Raw genomic sequence first — 19034 nt, 5'->3', positions numbered from 1 at the left:
CCGGGGACAGATGTGGCGGGGCATGCCCCGCCCGGAGGATTGCCGGGTGACCGAGACCATCCCGGGCCTGTACCTGTCTCCGCTGGAATTCCTTGTCCTGCTGGGTGGCGTTCTGCTGGTGGTGGCGCGTTGGTTTCCGCCCGCTGCGCGCGCACGCGTCACGATCGCGGCGGGGACGATCTTCGTACTGTCTGCGAGCGCGCTGAGTGTGGTGGGGATTCGCTGGCAGATGCTGCCGGTACTGGCAGGCGCCGCCGTCGCGTTGCCGTTCACCGTCTCTCCGCTGCTACGACGCCGTACCGGCCGGCCCGTACGGCGGGCCCGCTGGTGGCTGGCGTTGCCGGGATCGATGGCCTGCCTCGGCCTGATCGCGACGAGTCCGGCGGCCGCCTGGGCCTTTCCGGTACCCGAGTTCCCCGAGCCGTCGGGCCAGTTCGCGGTCGGCACCCACGTGGTGCAGTGGACCGACCCCCACCGCCCGGAGAGCTTCACCGCCGTTCCGCACGACCGGCGCACGGTCGTCGTCCAGCTCTGGTATCCCGCGCAGGAAGGCCCCACGAACGCGCCGCGGGCCCGGTACCTCGGGCGCACGGAGCACGAAGCGCGCACCGTCTCCGAGGCCCTCGCCCGCCAGGTCGGCTTGCCGGGCTTCCTGGTCGACGGCGTCCCGCGTGCCCACACCCGGTCGGTCGTCGACGCCCCGGTCGCCGGTGGGGGCGGACGGTTTCCGGTCGTGCTGTTCTCTCCCGGGTCGGGCGGAGTGCGTACCCAAAACACCGCATGGGCGGAGGAGCTGGCCAGCCATGGCTATGTGGTCGCCGCACTCGACCACCCGTACGACTCCGCCGCCGTCGTCCTCGCCGACGGCCGGACGATCCGCACGAGGACCGTCTCCACCGGAGACCGGAACGAGGACGACAAGTTGGCGGTTGGCTGGACGGTGATTCGGGCGGCTGACCTCAGCTTCGTCCTCACCCAGCTGGACCATCTCGGCCGAGGCGAGATCAAGGGCCCGCTGACCGGACGCCTGGACACCTCCCGGGTCGCGGTCACCGGCCACTCCATGGGTGGTGCCGCGGCTCTGCAGGCAGCCCGGCAGGACGGCCGGTTCGACGCCGTCATCGATCTGGACGGCTACCCCCACGGCCTTACCTCCCCCTCTCTCCAGCAGCCGACGCTCGCGCTCACCCAGGCCATCACCGCCGGAACCGACCCGCGGTACCTACCCCGCCTCACCAAGGCCCTCCGGTCCAGCACCGCGACGAGCTACCGGCTCACCATCCCCGGCGCCGCGCACCTCACCTTCTCCGACGGCCCGCTGTACCTGCCGCCGGTGCCCTCGATCGTCGGCTCGCTGGGCCGCACCGAGAGCCCGCGCGTCGTCGCCGCAGCCACGCTCGTCTTCCTGGACAGCGCTCTACGGCACGAACCGGGTGACCTGGCCGGGGTGCTGTCGGCCCACGGCGAACTCAGCGTCTACCGTCCGGGCAACAGCCGCTGATCCGAAGCGCGGAGAGGAGCGCACTCCCGGCGTGTCCCACACGAAGGATTGGCTCAGGCATGCCCTGTCCGCACCGATGGGTCGATCGGTGCGGAGGGCGGGTGAGAAGATTGACGAGGTGGCCGCGGGCGTCGGCGCAGGCGTGGCCGGTGCATGCCCGCTTCGCGGGGGCTGCGGCGCTGTGCGGGATCGCTTATGCGGTGGCCGGGCCGGGCCCGCGTGCGGTGATCTTCGCCGTGGCGTCGGCCCTGCCGATTCTGATGTGCGCCCTGGCTCTGTGGGCCCGACACCTGATCGACCGGGCCCCGTGGCTCACGGCGACGGCGGGAATGATCATGCTCGCGGTCAGCATGAACCTGTGGCCGGAGTGGATCACCGAGCATCATCTCGGCCGGGCCGAAGGGCGGCCGGTCGACCTCGTCATCGCGACCGCGCACGGGCTTCTCTTGGTCGGCACCGCCTGGGCGCTGCGCCTGCACGGAAAGAACGACTCGGGCGGAATGCTGGACGCCGGCCTTCTCGGGCTCTGCGCGGCCGCGCCGCTGTGGGTGGGGTTGGTCGCTCCCAATCTGACCCCTGACGCGACCCTGCTCGGCGAGACCCTGATGCTCGTCGACCTGATGTTGCTCTGCGGCGTGATGGGCTGTCTGCTCCGGATCGGGTTCCGGGCGAGGAAATCGCGCGGACCGATCTTCTACCTGCTGCTCGCTGCGACGACGACGCTCGCCGCCGAGGTGTGTGCGGTGCTGACCGTGAACGGCACCACGACGTGGACCAGCGAGTTGATCATGATGGCATACCTGGCCATGGGGACCGCTGTCCTGCTGCCCGCCGCGCCGCACATCACCTTCCCGAGCGGCCGGATCAAGCCCGCCACGGGTGAGCCGCCGCTCGGCTGGATCGGCGCTGCGTTGTGTACCAACCCGCTGATGGGTGCGGTGCAGGCTATCCGCGGTGACGACGGTGCGAGCGTACTGCTCGCGGTCGGCTCGATGCTGATCGTCCCGCTGGTCCTGCTCCGCCTCAAACTGTTGTCGGCGCAGCGGTGCGAAGCCGAACGCGAGCTAGCGCACTACGCGCACCACGACGAGCTGACCGGCCTGTTCAACCGGCGGCACATCACCGCCCAGATCGACGAGGCGTTGGCTGAGCTGCGCAACGGCGACCTCCGGCACATCACGCTGCTGCTCTGCGATCTGGACGGTTTCAAGCCGATCAACGACCAGTACGGGCATCGAGCCGGCGATTCGGTCCTCAAGGCGATCGCGGTGCGGCTGGCCGGCGCCGTAGAGGATGCCGACGTGGTCGGCCGGATCGGTGGCGACGAGTTCCTCATTCTGATCAAGGGCGAGGTCGCCGACGACGCGGCCGAGCGCATCGCCGAACTCGTGCGTCAACCGATCCAGCTCGACGAGTCGGCCGTTCGCGTCGGCGTGTCCATCGGCGCAGCCACCGCGTCTCACGGAGGCGCCTACCCCGATCGGGACGCATTTATCAACCTGGCGGATACCGGAATGTATGCCGCGAAGGTCGCCCGCAGCGAGGCCGGGGTGCCCCGGCCGATCAACCCGGCGCGGGGCCAGACAGCCGCCGTCACGCGACCGTCTCAGCGGGTGGAAACGGATCGTCGAGGCAGGTCGGGGACCCGTGGGGCGGTGGCGAGTGCCGCCAGCGCTCCGGGCGGACCGGGGCGCCCGAAAAGCCAGCCCTGACCCGCCTTGCATCCGTGCGCGATCAACGCAGCGGCCTGGTAGGGCTCTTCGATACCCTCGGCGACCGTGGTCATCCCGAGGGCGTGCGCCAGCGCGACGATCGCGGTGATCACCGGCGCGGCCGGAGCGTCCGGCCGGAGTGCGGTCACGAACGAGCGGTCGATCTTCAGGATGTCGACGGGCAGCCGCTCCAAGCGGCCCAGTGACGAGTAGCCGGTGCCGAAGTCGTCCACGGCGATCCGGACGCCGTCGGCCCGGAGTGCCTGCAGGGCAGCTAGCGCGATCGGTGCATCGGCGTGGAGCAAGCTCTCGGTCACCTCCAGCACGAGCTGGGTGGGCGGCAGACCGGTCTCGGCGTCGCGATGAGCAGCGTCCCGACGACGACGAGATGGAACGTCCATCGCGACCAGCGGGGACCGACCACTGCTCGATCAGCGGGGACGAAGACGAGGACGTAGTGTCCTATCGACTCCGCAGCCAGGGTCCTGAGGACGCGGAAGCCACCGCTAGAGGTCGATTCGTCGTTCGATCGCGGTGGGATCGTCGGCCTCGCCGTAGCGGAGCACAGCGTGGCCAGGCCGCGCGGGAAAGGCACGCAACGCTGGCTCCATCACCGCGAACAGTCGGCTGGCATCGGGGCCGTACGCGTAAAGCACCGCCTCGCCTCCGCCGAACTCATCGCCGTCGAGCTCCCCGGCGCCTGCGGCCTCGATAGCGGTGGTCAAGCGCTTCTCCAGCGCGTGCACCGACTCCCGCTCCTGAGGTTCTCCGAGGGCGTTGCCGGACAGGGAGTAGGTCACTATGACCGCGTGCTCCGGTGAAACCATGGCTCCTCCGATGTCGCCGCCGAATCGTGGTGTTTACCGGCGATCATCCCTCCCAGGAGCTGCGTTCCGCTGGCACCCGGGGGCGCCGGCGCAGTCGGCGTCCGGTCAGCTCGGTCGGCGCTGGATCGGGACCGGACGGCCCGGCGTGATCCCGTTCTCGTCGAAAGCGTCCACTGCGACCCAGTAGTCGGCTTCGGCGTTGAGTGCACGCAGGTCGAGATCGGTCTGCTCGTACACCAGCCAGCTGCGGTAGAGCTTCTCCGGGTTGAGCCCGTAGCGGACGTTGTAGCCCTGGGCGTCGTGGGCGGCGTCCCACTCGATCAGGGCCTGTCGTCCGTCGACCCGCGTCGCTCGCGGTGTGACCTCGGTCGGGGCCTGACCGCTGCCCAGCCCGAAGACCCGGAGCCCGCTGACGGCGAACGCACCACCGAACGGCAGGTGCCCGGCGGTGACCCGGACGTACCGGACGGGGCGAACCTCGTCGAGGACGACGAACGAGTGCGGCATGTCCCGACCGATGCCCGCGTGCCGGGTCATCCAGGCGCCTCGAGGAACGGGGCGTCGCCGACGTACTGGGCGATCAGCCGGTCCCGCTCGGCGCGGGGCGGCTGCTTGATGTGGTTGTCCCCGGAGTTCTCCCAGCCGCGTGCCGCTGGGTCCGAGTGGGTCACCTCGACGCGTTCACCGATCGGTGCGAACGTCGACGGATCGATCCGGGTCCCGTAGACCGGAGTCTTGTTACTGCATCCCCAGTAGAAGTAGGTCGATCCGTCGTCGTCCTGGAACAGGTTCGGATCCCAGAAGTCGAACGAGCCCGGCGTCACCTCGACGAAGTCGTCCGCCAGCGGTTCGACCGAACGGAAGAACGGGCACGGTTCGTCGCGGCGTGACGCGGAGATGTAGAGCGCGCCGTCGATCTCCCGGACGTCGGGCGTGTAATCCAGCGGCGGCAACTTGTCGGTCTGGCGGTACTCCCACGTCACCAGGTCGGTCGAGTGCCAGAACCCGTAGGACATCGATGCGAACAGGTAGAACCGGCCGCGGTACAGCACGATCGAGGGATCCGCCGCTTCGCGGTGCACGGTCCGAGGGTCCAGCGGGAGCTGATCTCCTGGTACCGGTAGGACAGGTCGAGCGGATTGCAGATGACGCGGTTCATGGGACGTCCTCGATCGGAGCGCATGTCCGCACCAGTAGCGTCGTCGCTGGGCGCCGCCGGCAACGGGTTGCCAGGAATTGCCGACCGGCTGACGGCGGCCGTGCCCGGCCTCAGTCGTTGACGTTCATCGGCTGGTGCGGCGGTGCGGACTGGAGGTCGGCGTGGGAGTCCGGCGGTGCGGGACTGGTCCACTCGGCGAGCAGGACGGTGGCGTCGTCTCGGAGATCGTCGTTCTGGAAGTCGAGGATGGCGTGCACCAGTCGCCGGGTGGTCTCTGGTGCGGGGAGCCGGTCGGCTTCGGCTTTGACGGCGTAGTCGATGAGTCGATCGATGCCGAAGGATTCGCCGTCGGGGGAGCGCGCTTCGGTGACGCCGTCGGTATAGAGGAGCACCCGGTCGCCGGGCTCGAGGGCTTCCTCGACCACCACCGGTGGGCGGTGGTCGCCGAGGCTGACCGGGAGCGCGGTCGGGCTGGGAAGTACCTTCACCACCTTGCCGCGGCGCAGCACGATGCCGTTGGGGTGTCCGGCGGAGATCACCCGGAGGATGCCGGTCCGCAGATCGATCTGGGCGAGTACTCCGGTGATCATTCCGGCGGGGTCATGAGCGCGGATCGCGTCGTCGAGGTGGTGGTAGGTGGCGATCAGGTCGTGGTCGGCGCGGCGGGCGTTGCGGTAGGCGGCCAGAGTGATGGAGGCGAGCACGACCGCGCGCATGCCGCCGGCCGAGCCGTGGCCGGGTGCGTCGAACAGCGCGAGGTGGGCGGTGTGGCCGTTGACGGCGTAATCGAACGCGTCGCCGCCCACGTCGTAGCAGGGTTCCAGGATGCCGCTGATGACCAGGCGGCCGGTGGAGTAGGTCAGCGGGGGCAGCTGAGCGCGCAGCATCTCGGCGGCGAGTTGCATCGGTTCCCGTCGCCGTATCCGCTCGATGGTGTCGCTGTAGAAGCTGCGGGACACGACCAGCTCGGCCAGGATCGCGGCGGCTGCGGCGCAGTCGTCGAGAGCGCTCTCGCTCAGTGGTCGGTCGGCGCAGACTTCCAGCACCCCGAGGCGTTCGGCGCCGTTCAGCAAGGGTAGCCAGACGCGGATTCCGCCCTCGGCTTCATGAGTGACCGTGCTGACCTGGGAGTAGGCGCGGCCCGCTACGGTCGCGTCGATCCGCATGGGTTCCCGAGCAGGAGTCGATTCGCCGGGCATCGGCAGTAGCAGCCGCTGCCGGTGGTCGACCAGGTAGATGACCAGCGTCTGTGCCTCCAGCAGGGGCGCGGCGCGCATCGCCATCTCCGGTAGGTCTTCCGGCCGTGCGTGATGCGATTGCCGCAGAAGCTGCTGCAGAACCGTCAACTCGGTCACTTCGTCTCCTCAGCAGCTGCCCGGCGATCGCCGCGCCGCAATGATGCCGGAGGAGCGGGCCCACCGGTATGCGCGAACGTACGTCCCCCGTGTGACATGCGCCCGCTGGCGGGTGCGGTGGGTCTGCCGTTCGGGTTTCTCGGAGTGGTTCGCCTGCTCATGCTCAGGGAACCGCATGGCGCGTCGATGAGAGAGGTCGGGAGATCGCGGCTCGCGCGGAAAGGGAAGGCCCGTTCATGGCTCGAACTCGTTCCGTGCGCCTTGACCGACTAGCGGCAACAGCGATGCGCAGGTTGACCCAGCTGGGGCCGGTCGGCTGGTGGCAGGCACCCGTGGTCGCCACCCCTTGGCTGATGGCTGCGGTCACCGGCGCCTGCTCGGTCGTGGCCGGCCTCGTCGCCATGATCATCGCGTGGTGCAACGAACCGCTCCGCGAGGCGGTAGGGGAGACCGCGGTGGGTGCCGCGGCGATCGTCGTCGGAGTGTTCCTCGGGGTCCGGGCGCGCCGCTGGCCACGCATCGCCTTCCACGGCGTCGTCGGGAGCGCGGTGGCCGTGACGACGCTGCTGATCTGGCTCGCCAGGGACGAAGGTCACGCCACGGCGTACGTCATCATCTATTCGCTGGTCTCGCTGTTCACCTTGTTCTTCTTCTCCTGGCCGGCCGGAGTCGTCCACCAGGTCGTCATCGCGGCCTCGCTGGCGGTCGCCCAGCTGGTCTGGCAGGCCGTCCCGGGCAGCGTCGTGTTCGCGCTCGTCTCGATCAACGCGTTGGTGGCGGTGATCATCGGGATGTTGGTGCGGATGGCCGCCGACGCCGACATGGACCCGCTCACCGGCCTGTTCAACCGCCGAGGGCTGGATCGGGCCCTGGACGAGGCGTTCGCTGATCGGGAGGTGACGGGGCGGGCGATGAGCGTGGCGATCGTCAACCTGGACGGCTTCCGCGTGGTCAATCAGCGCATCGGACGCGCCCAGGCGGACCGGCTGCTGCGCGCCACGGCGCGCGCCTGGCGGCTCGCCCGGCCGGCCGGCGGGACGCTGGCCCGCACCCGGGGTGACGAATTCGTCCTCCTGTTGCCGGGGGCGGACGCATCCGCCGCCGCCACCCAAGCCGACGCGTTGCGGGCTCTGCTGGAGCTCCCGTGCGGCCTGTCCGCGGGGGTGGCCGAAGCCAGCCAGGCCGAGAGCGCCTCGCATCTGCTCGGACGTGCGGACGCCGCTCTTCGCAGGGCCAAGCGTGAGGAGCCCGGCAGCACGGTCGTCGATACTCCAAGCGATGCGCGGAATCAGGACATGGTCCGCGCGCTGCCGGCCGGAGAGTTCGCCGTGGTCTACCAGCCGATCGTCAACCTGGCGACCGGCGCGGTGCGCGGCGCCGAGGCGCTGCTGCGCTGGACCCACCCCGAGCGTGGCGCCATCCCTCCGGTCGAGTTCATTCCGGTCGCCGAGCAGTCCGGATTCATCCTCGACCTCGGGCGCTGGGTTCTGCGTACGGCCTGTCAGGAGGCGGCCGGCTGGGACTGGGCGGACAACCCGCGGGTGACGGTTAACGTGTCCGGCCGGCAACTGCACGATCCCTGTTTCGTCCAGGACGTTCGGCAAATACTCGCCGAGACCGGCCTGGCGCCGTCCCGGCTGGTTCTGGAGATCACCGAAAGCATGGTCGAAGCCGACGCACCCTCGGCTTTCGCGGCACTCTCCACGCTGCGCCGCGACGGCGTACAGGTGGCGATCGACGACTTCGGAACTGGCTACTCGTCGCTCAGTCGCCTGGACCGACTTCCGGTCGACATCCTCAAGATCGACCAGTCGTTCGTCCGGGCGCTGCGCCCCGAGGGCGCCATCTCGCCGGTCATCACGGCCGTCGTCGCCCTGGCCCGCGCCATGGGCATGACTACGGTCGCCGAGGGCATCGAGGAGCCCTACCAAGCCGCAGCGCTCCGCGCCCACGGCGTCGACGCCGGACAGGGCTGGCTCTACGGTAAGCCCGGCACACCGCACGCCCTTGCGACCACGGCGGCCACGGAGCATCACCTAATCGCCGCGGGCTGACCGGACGAACTGGCGGGTGCTGATCTCAGTTCTTCAGGTAACTGTCCGATAGACGAACATGTCCGAACAGACTTTCCTGCTCGGCAATCTGGTGATCATGGTCTCGTACGCCGCGATCATGGTCGCTATTCTGGTGCCGCTGGCCCGAGCTGGGCAGTTGCGGTCGAACAAGCTGGCTATGGCGACGGCGTTGATCTTCTTCAGCTGCGCCATCGGGCACGGTCTGCACGCGGTGATGTCCTACGAGATGATCCTGCACGCGGCGTCCATGGGTGGAACAGCGATGGACGCGAGCGGGATACCGTGGCCGTCGGCGCTCTGGGACCTGCTCACTGCCGGCGTCGGCATTTACTACTGGTCCTTGCGCCGGAGCTACGGCGTGCTGCTCGGCAAGGGCGCCATTTATGTGGATCCGTGGGGCCAGCATCGGCTCGACGAGGCCGACGCGCGGGAACGTGCCGCCCGTCACGCGGCCGAGAACCATCGGGCCACGCTCGCCGCGGTGGTCGAACATACGAATGACGCGATCATCGGGGCGACGCTGGACGGCACGGTCAACGCGTGGAACCGCGGCGCCGAGCGGCTCTTCGGGTATGCGGCTGAGGAAGTGATCGGGCGGCCCGCGGCGATCCTCGCGGACGACGAGCATGCCGGTGATCAGGCGGCCGCCCTCGCGCGCATCATCGCGGGCGAACAAGGGCTCCACTACGAGGCGCGACGCCGGCACAAGGACGGCTCGCCGCTCGAGGTCTCGGTCGGTGTCGCGCCGGTCCAGGACGACGTCGGAACCCTCATCGGTATCTCCGTGGTCGCTCGCGACATCAGCGCGATGAAGGAAGCGGCCGAGCGACAGCGCGCCATCGAGGAGCGCACCCACCAGGCCCAGCGTATGGAGAGTCTGGGGAAACTGGCCGGTGGTGTCGCCCACGACTTCAACAACATCCTGGCCATCATCGCCAACTACACCGAGTTCGCCGCCGAGGCCACCGGAGACAACGACGCGGTGCAGGCCGACCTCGCCCAGGTGCAGAAGGCGACCGAGCGCGCGATCGGTCTCACCCGCCAGTTGTTGACCTTCACCCGCGGAGACACCATCCAGCCGCAGGACGTGGACCTCAACGCCGCGATCGCCGAGGTGCACGCGATGCTCGAACGCACCATCGGTGAGCACATCATCGTGCAGACCGTGCCCGCGCCGGAGGCTCCGGTGATCCATGCCGATCCCGGTCAAATTCAGCAGGTTCTGCTCAACCTCGCCATCAACGCCCGAGACGCCATGCCGGACGGTGGCACGCTGGTCCTCGAGGCCCGCCGAACCGCGCTCGACGGACGCGAGGTGAACATGCAGCCTCCCTTGGAGGCGGGGGTCTACGCGTGCCTGCTCGTCAGCGACACCGGGGAAGGTATGCCACCGGACGTAGCCGAGCACATCTTCGAGCCGTTCTACACCACCAAGCCACGGGGCCGAGGCACCGGATTGGGCCTCTCGACCGTCTACGGCATCGTCACCGAGGCCGCCGGCAGCATCAACGTGTACTCCGAGCCCGGGGTCGGCACCACGTTCCGCATGTACTTCCCGCTGGCGACAGCGCCGGAGAGCGCGGGCGAAACCGCCGACCCGGATGCCGAGCCAGCTCCCGCCGAGGGAAGCACGGTCCTGGTCGTCGAGGACGAGCCCGCCCTGGCCCGCGTCATCACCCGCATCCTGACCAAAGCCGGGTATCACGTCCTGTCGGCGACCAACGGGCAGGACGCGCTGGTCCTCCACGAGCAGCAGGGCTGCGACCTGCTGCTCACCGACGTGATCATGCCCGAGATGTCCGGGCCGAGGCTGGCTGAGCTACTCCAGCATCGCCATCCGGGGCTCCCTGTGCTCTACATGTCCGGATACAGCAACGGACTGCTCGGCACCACCCACGTGCTCGACGAGGACGTCGCCTTCATCGAGAAGCCTTTCACCAGCAAGGACCTCCGCGCCAAGATCGGCGACGTCTTGGCCAGCGCGGCAAGGCTCTAGCGTCGTCGTTCGCTCGCCGGGGAGGAGAGCAGTGCCTCGACACGCTCGCGTAGGACGCGGGGCCGGAAGGGCTTGGCCAGGCTGCTGGTCACACAAGGCAGGCCGGCCTCGACTTGGGCTTCGGTCAGAGACCCGCTGATCATCAGCACGGGGATGTGACGCGTCGCGGCCGACTCTTTCAACCGCTTGCACAGCTCGAAGCCCGAGATCCCCGGCATGTCGTTGTCGGTGATCATCAGATCTGGGCGGTGGGCGTACGCCTCGGACAGTGCGCTGACACCATCGGGTGCGCCGACGACCGTATGCCCTTCCCGCTGCAAAAGGGCGATGATGAGCTCACGGACATCGGGATCATCCTCGGCCGTCACGATGAGCGCCATCGATACCCCCTTTCTGCGTCCGGGTGGGGTACCCGACCAGGACTGGGACAAACTTCGCTTTCAGGGAACCGTTCTGGCCAACTTACTTTACCAACCGGATGGTATAGTAAGCATATGACGCTCGGGAATGCTCCGCACCGGCCCTCCCAGCGGGAGGCGGCGTTGGACCACGCCCTCGACCTGCTCCGTGTCGGCGGAGCCCTGTCGCTGGAATCGGCCGCCCGCGCCGCCGGCCTGAGCAAACCCGGGCTGATGTACCACTTCCCGACCAAGGAAGCGCTCATCACGGCGATGGTCGACCACCTGGTCGACGGCTACGAGCGCGAACTCTTCGCCCTGCTACCCGAGCCCTCGGTATCGACGCCCACTACGGCCGAACGGCTCACTGCCTACCTGCGGTGGGCACTCACCAGCACTCACGACGCGGCCGACCTGGTCATACTCAGCGACCCGAAACTACGGGACCGCATGATCGTCCGCTGGACCGACCGGCTCCGCGCCTGGATCGAAGTCCCCGCCGACCTTCCCGCCGAGCACCGCGCTCGCCTGCACGCGCTGCGCTTCATCGCCGACGGCTGCTGGTTCGCCGACGCCAGCAACGTCCTGCCGCTGCCCGCCGCCGACCGCCCGGCGCTGCTTGCCATCGCACTCGAACTGCTGAACGGAATCGACTCATGACCAAATGGCTGCTGCTGGTCGGTGCGATCGCCAGCGAAGTCGTCGCCACGCTGTCCCTCAAGGGCGCCCTCGACCACCCCGCCCTCTACGTGTTGGTCGTCGTTGGCTACACCGCATCCTTCATCCTGATCACCGGCGTCCTCCGTCAGGGAATGGGCATCGGTGTGGCCTACGGCATCTGGGCCGCTCTCGGCGTCGCGAGTACCGCGGTCCTCTCCGCGCTCATCTACGACGAGCCCTTCACCCTCGTCATGGCCGGGGGCCTGCTGCTCATCATCGGTGGCGTCCTCCTCGTCGAACTGGGCTCCCAAGCCGCCCACGCCAAGCAGGCACGCCTCGAAACCGGAGTCAGCTGATGCAGTGGGCTTTCCTCGCCGCCGCCATCCTGTTCGAACTCGGCGGCACCCTCTCTCTCCGCGCCGCCTCCACCGGGCGCTCCGCCTGGTACGTCGGCGTACTCATCGGCTACGTCGGTGCCTTCGCCCAACTGTCGCTGGCGCTCGACCACGGTCTCGCGCTCGGCGTCGGCTACGGGATCTGGGCTGCCAGTGGCGTCGCCCTCACCGCGATCGCCGCCCGCGTCCTGTTCGAAGAACCCCTCACCGTCGTCATGCTCGGCGGCATCGTGCTCATCGTCGGAGGCGTCCTCCTCGTCGAGCTCGGCGCCGCCCACTGACCTCCGTCGAACGCTGCTCCGCGATCGCGGACGGGGCGGCGAGCAGGTGGATGCCGTTGAGGTAGCGGGCGTCGATTGCCCTAGCGGATCTCCGTCCGGCGGTATCGGATGTGGGTGGCGAGCGGTGAGTGAAGCACCTCGACGGGTTCGAACCCGAACGATTCGACGCCGTCGAAGATGCGCTCGCCGGAACCGAGCAGAACCGGTGCGACGTCGAGTGTGAGCTCGTCGATCACGCCGGCGATCAGTGCCTGCCGGACGGTCGAGGCCCCACCGGCGATGTCCACGCCCTGGTCGCCGGCGGCCTGGCGCGCCGCGGCGTAGGCCGCGTCGAAGCCCTCGGTGACGAAGTGGAACGTCGTCCCGCCGTCCATCCGGATCGGGTCGTGTGCGTGGTGGCTCAGCACGAACACCGGCGCGTGATACGGCGGCTCGGCGCCCCACCACCCGGTCCATTCCTCGTCCCAGTCCCCGCGGATCGGGCCGTACATGTTGCGACCCATCACGTACGCGCCACGCGGGCGCATGAGCCACTCGTTCGCGATCTTGTCGGCGTCGTTGGCCCGCGGGTCGCCGATGTGCCAGGTGTGCAGCTCCAGACCTCGCTTGCCCAGGGGCTGCTCGCGGCTCTGGCCAGGCCCGGCGACGAAGCCGTCCAGAGAGATCGACATGTGGCACGTGGTGTCCGACACCGGGAACCTCCAGAAGCAGTGCGACGAACTCTTCTCGGCAGGGTGTCGGAGCCGGCTGCGCCTGCTCGACGTCCGAGAGTGTGACCTGGGCCACAACCCGGGCGGGCCGCGCGGGTTGCTGGTGGTCGCTGTAATCGTGGGGGATGCGGGACAGTTCGAGAGGATCGATCGTGCGGGACGTGGTGGTCCAAGGATTAACGGCTCCGGTGACGGCAGCCGAGCGCGAGGCCGCCGCCAAACCTCCCTATCCGGTGCCTGCTTCCCGCGTCGCGCCGCGCGAACGCCTGATCCGCGAACTCGTCGCCCGGCTTCCGGCAACTGGCGACGGGCCGCGGACAGTCACCAGAATCCTGGGAACACCGCGGACCTACCGCGGAGTGGTGCGGTCGTTGTCCAGGCCGGGTGGCTTCCGGTTCGCCGACGCAGCCTGCGCCCTGCTCGCGGTCGGGGCGCTGGACGATTCCGACATCGATGCGCTGATCCCGCTCCTGCCGCAGTCGTGCAGGATCCGACGGCAACAGGTCCTGAACCGTCTCGCCGCCGACGACCTCGCCGGTGCCCTCGAGGCCGCCGATCGGATCACGGGCGGCACGTCGTGGGCCGGCCACCGCGACGTCGCCGCCGTACTCGCCGACCGAGGAGACGTGGCGGGGTTCTTCGCCGGTTGGAGCCGCTACTCCGCCACGCAGAGCCGCGACGGGATGGTCAGCCTCAAGATGAGTCTGGTAGCCGGGGTCGCACGCGCCGAAGGCTGGCGGGCCGCGCTGGCGGTGACTCGGGACAAGCGGCTAGGCCCCAGTTTCGCCCAGAACGCGTTCAGTGCGTTCGGCGCCGACGTCGAGGGGCTCTCCCGCGTCTTGACCGGGGAGGCCGCGGGCGTTCTCTCGGAGATCGACGAGCTCGGCGTGCTCGCACAGGCGCTGCGGAAGGCCACCGGTAGAGATCCTGAGAGCAACCATCCGCTCCTGGACCAGACCGTGGACCGAATCATCGCCGTCGACCCGACCACCGACAAGGCCACCATGCGCGCCCGTGACGGACTGCTGTTCTCCCTGTGGCCGGCGATCGGCGAGCAGGCGACGCTCGATCGCGTACGCAAGGCGGTCCGCACACCCAATTTGCGGCGGGAACTGACGACGCTGGCCCGCGACGTGCCCGTTCGCGTCCAGACGGCGACCGATGGCCCTTCGCACGACGTACCGGGGCCGTAAGCGGACCAGCCGGAATCAGGTTGCCGGGCTGCGACAGAATGCCTTCGCCTCTCGCGATGCGGGGCGCCGGCCGATCCGGAGGAAACGCGTGTCCGGGCAACGAACGTTCAAGGTCGATCTGCGTGGGATGGTCGACCTGCTGAGCCACCATCTGTACTCCAGCCCTCGGGTCTACATCCGGGAACTGCTGCAAAACGCGGTGGACGCGATCACCGCGCGGCGAGCGTCCGATCCGGCGGCACCGGCACGGATCGCGCTCACGACGGACGGTGAGACGCTCACCGTCGTCGACACCGGCGTTGGCCTGACCGAGACGCAGGTGCACGAGTTCCTCGCGACCATCGGCCGGAGCTCCAAGCGCGACGAGATCGGCTTCGCGCGCCACGAGTTCCTCGGTCAGTTCGGCATCGGACTGCTGTCGGCGTTCCTCGTCGCCGACGAGGTGCGGGTGGTCACCCGCGCGGAGGGGTGCGCCGCCGTCGAGTGGGTCGGGCGCTCGGATGGCACGTACCGGGTCGGCCCGACCGACCGCGCGGAGACCGGGACGACCGTCACGCTCGTCGCGCGTCGCGGAGCCGAGCAGTGGTTCCGGCCGGTGACGGTGGCCGAGCTGGTCGCGCACTACGGAGCGATCCTGCCGTTCGAGGTCACGGTCGACGGCGAGCCGGCGACCGGGTCCGTTCTGCCTTGGCGGATCGACGGCTGGGGTGACGCCGAGCGCAGGGCAGCGCTCGTCGGCTACGCCCAGGAAACGCTGGGCATCACACCGTTCGACGTGGTGGACCTCGACGTTCCCGAGGCCGGTCTCACCGGCGTCGCATATGTACTGCCGGTCGCGACCAACCCTGCCGACCGCGGCGGCCACCGCGTCTACCTCAAGCGGATGCTGCTCTCCGAGACCGCGGAAGGGCTGCTACCGGACTGGGCCTTCTTCGCCCGCTGCGTCGTCGACGCCACCGAACTGCGCCCGACCGCCAGCCGTGAGGCGCTCTACGCGGACGGGCTGCTCGACCGGGTCCGGGACGCGATCGGCGACCGGCTGCGCGGCTGGCTGGTCGGGCTGGCTCACAGCGCGCCGGCGCGGTTGACGAAGTTCCTCGAGATCCACCACCTCGGCGTGAAGGCGTTGGCGCTGCACGACGACGACATGCTGCGGCTGGTCGACGAGTGGTGGCCGATGGAGACGAACGTCGGCCGGATGCCGCTGGCCGACTTCCGGGCCCGCTACGGCGTGATCCGCTACACCGCGACGACCGACGACTTCCGCCAACTCGCCGGAGTCGCGGCCGGGCAGGACATCGCGGTGGTCAACGGCGGCTACACCTACGACAGCGAGCTGATCGAGCGGCTACCGGGCCTCGGCGACGGCGTCGTCGTCGAGCGGCTCGACCCGACCGACCTCGCAACCCGGTTCGATTCGGTGGAACCGGAGGTCGAGCTGTCGCTGCGACCGTTCCTCGCGGCCGCGCAGACCGCGATGGATCGACTCGGCTGCGAGGTCGTCCTCCGCACGTTCGAGCCGTCGTCGGTACCGGTGCTCTACCTCGTCGACCGGTCCGCCGCGTTCCGCGCGGAACTGCGGGCGACCCGCGATCAGGTCGACGAGCTGTGGGCCGGCGTCCTCTCCGCGTTCGACAAGCCCACCGACGAACGGCCGCAGCTCGTGCTCAATCACCGCAGCCCGCTGGTCCGGCGGATCTGCGCACTGACCGATCCGCACTTGGTCGCGCTGGCCGTCGAGGCGCTCTACGGACAGGCGCTGCTGCTGGGCTACCACCCGATCCGCCCAGCCGACGCCGCGCTCCTCAACCGTTCGTTCATCGGGCTGCTGGAGCAGGCCGTGCCGATGGGAGACACCGACCGATGAACCCCACCCCGCACGATCTGCGCCACCTGCTCGGCACGGCCTGGCAGATGCCCTACGGGCGCGCGCAGGTGGCCGCCGTCGAAGAGGTCATCCGGCACGCGGACGCCCAGCAGCTCGCCGATCTGCAGTACGCCGCACGCATCCTCGCGATCAAGGCGTACAACTACGCCGGTGAGAAAGCGAAGGTGTTCGTGCCGTTCGCCTGGTGCCTGTCGGTCTACGACCGTGGCGACGCCGACCCGCACTACGACCACTCGCTGATGTGGGCGTTCAAGTACGTGGTCAGCGGGCTGTCGGGGTTTCCGGAGGTTCCGCTCGACCGGACCCGTGCGGTGCTGGACGACATGGAGCGTCGGTACCGGTTGGCTGGTCAGTCGTTGAACCCGGTGTACATGCTCCGCACCGAGCTGGCCGATCACCTCGGGGACGAGGCCGACGCGGCGGAGCAGTACCGGCTGTGGTGCGCCGCGCCGCGCGGCGAGTTCTCGGACTGCATCGGGTGCGAGCCCACGCAGAAGGCGCGGCACCTGATGGTCGCCGGGCGGTACGAGGACGCGATGACGGTGGCGGCGCCGGTGCTGAGCGGATCGCAGACCTGCGTCGAGCAGCCGGCGGCGATCCTGACCGCGTTGCTCGAGCCGTTCGTCCGTACCGGCAGGCACACCGAGGCGGCGGACGCCCATCGACGGGCCTACCGGCAGCTGCAGACCTCCCGCAGCGACCTCGCGCTGATCGGCGAGCACGTGGCGTTCTGCGCGCGGACCGGCAACCTGCCGCGGGCCGTGGAGCTGATCCAGCGGCACGTCGGTTGGCTGGACGACCCGGCGACGCCAATGGCCGACCTGGTGTTCAGCGCGTCCGCGGCGGATGCGCTGCGGAAGACCGCATCGGCCGGGTACGACGAGCTCGTCATTCGGTGGGGCGGCGAGGAACATTCGGCTGCCGTGCTCGGGGAAGAGCTCGCTGCGCGAGCGTTGGCGCTGGCCGCACGGTTCGACGCGCGGAACGGGACGCCCGCGGTGGGGATCCGGACGCGCGAGCGGCTGGCAGCGGAACCGCTGGCCGACACGTTGCCGCTGTCGGGGGTCGCGCGCCGACGGGCGGCGTCGTCAGGCGATCCGGCCGGTGGGACCGTCGGGAGCGCGGCCGACGGGCCGACGCCCGAGCTGCCCGCGACGCCCGAGGGACTGGCCGACTGGGCGGATCTGCAGGGATACCTCGACAACGACGTCGCGATCGCGGCGGCTTGGGCGCGCTTCGACGAGCTCTGCCCGGAGCCGACCGGAGTGCTGCGGGGAAGGCGCCTGATCGCCGCGGGCATCGAGCGGGCTCAGGTCGGCGACGTGGCCGCTGCCGACCGGTTCTGGTCGGAGGCCGCGGACGTCTTCGCCGGCCACGACGACGTCCGCGCGGCCGCGGCACGGCAGCGGCGAGGGCTGCTGCTGTGCCTGACCGACCGGGCGGACGAGGGCTTACCGGCCGTCGAGATTGAGGCCGCGCTGGTGGACACGGAGGGAAGCGCCGGGCAGCGGTGCGCGTCCGCCCTCCGGCTCTCGCAGGCCCGTTGGATCGTCGGTCGCCGGGAGGAAGCGGTCGAAGCCGCTCGCCGCGCGCTGGCGATCGCTGACTCGGCGTCCGACGCGGACGCGCCCGCCCGTCGAGCCGACGCGGAGCAACTGCTCGCTCAGCTGCTCACCGAGTTCGGACCGGCCCACTACGCCGAGGCGGCGGAGCACGCCGACCGGGCGATCGCGCTGTTCACACCGCTGGCGCCGGCCGAGGCCCTGCACGACGCGCAGCTGCTCGCCGGCCGGCTCCGTGCGGTCGGCGGCGAGCTGGAGGACGCGTACGCGCTCCTCGGCGAGGCAGCGCGCCTCACCGACCCGGTCGAGCGCGCGGAAGCCCTCGGGCTGCGGGGACGGGTGGCGTTCCAGCTCGAGCGTCCGGCCGACGCCGCCGCGGCGTTCGCCGACGCCGTCACCGCGCTCGACGCCGCGGCCATTCCCCGCGCCGCGGGCCATGTTCGGGTCGACTTGGCCCGTGCGTGCCTGGCCGGAGAGCGGCCGGACGAGGCGGTGGACGCGCTCGAGGAGGCGATCGGCGCGCTGACCGCCGACGAGGACGCCGACACGTTGCTCGACGCGAAGTCCCTGCTGGCCGACTGCTACATCGACCTCCGCTACCACGAACAGGCGCTGCTACTGCTGGACGAGACCGCCGAGGAGTACGCGGTGCGCGGCGAGCACGGCGCGCTGGGCCGGGCGCGTGGCGTCGCCGCCGATGTTCTCGACAGCCTCGACCGCGACGAAGCCGCCGCGATCCGCTACGAGCAGGCCGCCGATGCGTTCGCCGAGATCGACGACGTGCTCCGGCACCTCCACAACCGTCGCGGCGCCGGGCTGTCCTGGCACTGGGCCGGCCGCCCCGAGCGGAGCCTCGCCGCGCTGGAGGCTGCGGCGAAGCTCGGCGACACGATCGCCGAGGAGACGCCCGCGAAGACGTGGGAGCTCGGCATGATGCACTACGACACCGCACGTGTCCTGGCTCGGCTGAACCGCCTCGACGACGCCGTGACCCACGCCGCGACGTCGGCCGAGCTGTTCGTCGCGCTCGACGCCACGCTGCAAGTCACGGCGGCCCACACCCTGCACGGCCGGCTCCTTGCCGAGCTCGGCCGAACCGCGGAGGCCCGGACCGCGTTGAGCGCGGCCCTCGAGCTGCTCTCCGATGAGGACCACGGTTTACGTGCGGAGATCGGCGAGCTGCTCCAACAGCTCGACGAGTGACCTTGGGCCACCGACTGGACGGATGCCCAGTCGGGCGAGAATCAGAGGCAGCTCCACGTCTCAGTAAGAGCTGTGCCTCTCGCGAGAACGTCGCGCAAGGGCCAATCGTGTGGCCCGCA

Annotated in this window: 17 protein-coding genes; 10 read left to right on the top strand and 7 right to left on the bottom strand. The window is 69.8% G+C overall.

The window, feature by feature from the left end; translation table 11 throughout:
- The first annotated feature begins 10 nt into the window (after positions 1 to 10).
- Together ABEB28_RS18210 and ABEB28_RS18205 are read left to right on the top strand one after the other, a co-directional pair.
- Complete coding sequence (locus ABEB28_RS18210; protein WP_345729316.1) at positions 11 to 1501, top strand: alpha/beta hydrolase family protein; 1491 nt, start codon at positions 11 to 13, stop codon at positions 1499 to 1501.
- 101 nt (positions 1502 to 1602) lie between these two features.
- Entirely contained in the window at positions 1603 to 3213 is a 1611-nt protein-coding gene (locus tag ABEB28_RS18205) for a GGDEF domain-containing protein (RefSeq protein ID WP_345729315.1), read from the top strand.
- Here ABEB28_RS18205 and ABEB28_RS18200 read toward each other — a convergent pair.
- From ABEB28_RS18200 to ABEB28_RS18180, 5 genes are all read right to left on the bottom strand, one after another.
- Positions 3108 to 3614, bottom strand: a complete 507-nt coding sequence (locus ABEB28_RS18200) for an EAL domain-containing protein (RefSeq protein WP_345729314.1) — start codon at positions 3612 to 3614, stop codon at positions 3108 to 3110. The two genes, ABEB28_RS18205 and ABEB28_RS18200, sit on opposite strands and share 106 nt — an antisense overlap.
- Before the next feature lie 105 nt (positions 3615 to 3719).
- Entirely contained in the window at positions 3720 to 4040 is a 321-nt protein-coding gene (locus ABEB28_RS18195; protein ID WP_345729313.1) for a hypothetical protein, read from the bottom strand.
- Between the two features lie 105 nt (positions 4041 to 4145).
- Positions 4146 to 4577: a hypothetical protein gene (locus ABEB28_RS18190; RefSeq protein WP_345729312.1), complete on the bottom strand. Its 432-nt coding sequence runs from the start codon at positions 4575 to 4577 to the stop codon at positions 4146 to 4148.
- Positions 4574 to 5122, bottom strand: coding sequence for a family 43 glycosylhydrolase (locus ABEB28_RS18185; protein WP_345729311.1), 549 nt, complete (start codon positions 5120 to 5122; stop codon positions 4574 to 4576). The genes ABEB28_RS18190 and ABEB28_RS18185 overlap by 4 nt, the downstream gene beginning before the upstream one ends.
- Before the next feature lie 187 nt (positions 5123 to 5309).
- A complete protein-coding gene (locus tag ABEB28_RS18180) occupies positions 5310 to 6554 on the bottom strand; it encodes a PP2C family protein-serine/threonine phosphatase (RefSeq protein ID WP_345729310.1) in 1245 nt (414 codons plus the stop codon).
- Positions 6555 to 6838: 284 nt separating this feature from the next.
- On the opposite strand from ABEB28_RS18180, the gene ABEB28_RS18175 reads away from it, so the two are divergent.
- Entirely contained in the window at positions 6839 to 8608 is a 1770-nt protein-coding gene (locus ABEB28_RS18175) for a putative bifunctional diguanylate cyclase/phosphodiesterase (protein WP_345729309.1), read from the top strand.
- Positions 8609 to 8666: 58 nt separating this feature from the next.
- Positions 8667 to 10625 (top strand): PAS domain S-box protein, encoded by a 1959-nt coding sequence (locus tag ABEB28_RS18170; protein ID WP_345729308.1) that lies wholly within the window; start codon positions 8667 to 8669, stop codon positions 10623 to 10625.
- Here the strand turns inward: ABEB28_RS18170 and ABEB28_RS18165 are convergent.
- Complete coding sequence (locus ABEB28_RS18165) at positions 10622 to 11005, bottom strand: response regulator transcription factor (protein ID WP_345729307.1); 384 nt, start codon at positions 11003 to 11005, stop codon at positions 10622 to 10624. The genes ABEB28_RS18170 and ABEB28_RS18165 overlap by 4 nt on opposite strands.
- A 114-nt stretch (positions 11006 to 11119) precedes the next feature.
- Between ABEB28_RS18165 and ABEB28_RS18160 the strand changes: the two genes are divergently transcribed.
- Genes ABEB28_RS18160 through ABEB28_RS18150 form a run of 3 tightly spaced genes read left to right on the top strand, consistent with a single transcriptional unit; the run spans position 11120 to position 12359 of the window.
- Positions 11120 to 11683: a TetR/AcrR family transcriptional regulator gene (locus ABEB28_RS18160; protein WP_345729306.1), complete on the top strand. Its 564-nt coding sequence runs from the start codon at positions 11120 to 11122 to the stop codon at positions 11681 to 11683.
- On the top strand, positions 11680 to 12039 hold the full coding sequence (locus ABEB28_RS18155; protein WP_345729305.1) for a DMT family transporter: 360 nt from the start codon (positions 11680 to 11682) through the stop codon (positions 12037 to 12039). Before ABEB28_RS18160 ends, ABEB28_RS18155 begins: the two co-directional genes overlap by 4 nt.
- Positions 12039 to 12359 (top strand): DMT family transporter, encoded by a 321-nt coding sequence (locus ABEB28_RS18150; protein WP_345729304.1) that lies wholly within the window; start codon positions 12039 to 12041, stop codon positions 12357 to 12359. Before ABEB28_RS18155 ends, ABEB28_RS18150 begins: the two co-directional genes overlap by 1 nt.
- Before the next feature lie 80 nt (positions 12360 to 12439).
- On the opposite strand, the gene ABEB28_RS18145 is transcribed toward ABEB28_RS18150, so the two are convergent.
- Positions 12440 to 13051: a dihydrofolate reductase family protein gene (locus ABEB28_RS18145; protein WP_345729303.1), complete on the bottom strand. Its 612-nt coding sequence runs from the start codon at positions 13049 to 13051 to the stop codon at positions 12440 to 12442.
- Positions 13052 to 13221: 170 nt separating this feature from the next.
- On the opposite strand from ABEB28_RS18145, the gene ABEB28_RS18140 reads away from it, so the two are divergent.
- From ABEB28_RS18140 to ABEB28_RS18130, 3 genes are read left to right on the top strand one after another with little or no spacing between them, the layout of a single operon-like run.
- Positions 13222 to 14262 carry a hypothetical protein gene (locus tag ABEB28_RS18140; RefSeq protein ID WP_345729302.1) on the top strand — a complete coding sequence of 347 codons (1041 nt, stop codon included), beginning with the start codon at positions 13222 to 13224 and terminating at the stop codon, positions 14260 to 14262.
- Positions 14231 to 16129, top strand: a complete 1899-nt coding sequence (locus ABEB28_RS18135) for an HSP90 family protein (protein ID WP_376980232.1) — start codon at positions 14231 to 14233, stop codon at positions 16127 to 16129. The genes ABEB28_RS18140 and ABEB28_RS18135 overlap by 32 nt, the downstream gene beginning before the upstream one ends.
- Entirely contained in the window at positions 16126 to 18915 is a 2790-nt protein-coding gene (locus ABEB28_RS18130) for a hypothetical protein (RefSeq protein ID WP_345729300.1), read from the top strand. The genes ABEB28_RS18135 and ABEB28_RS18130 overlap by 4 nt, the downstream gene beginning before the upstream one ends.
- Positions 18916 to 19034 lie beyond the last annotated feature (119 nt).

The sequence above is a fragment of the Cryptosporangium minutisporangium genome, assembly GCF_039536245.1.
Classification (GTDB): Bacteria; Actinomycetota; Actinomycetes; order Mycobacteriales; family Cryptosporangiaceae; genus Cryptosporangium; species Cryptosporangium minutisporangium.
This window is presented reverse-complemented; position numbering and strand designations above follow the sequence as displayed.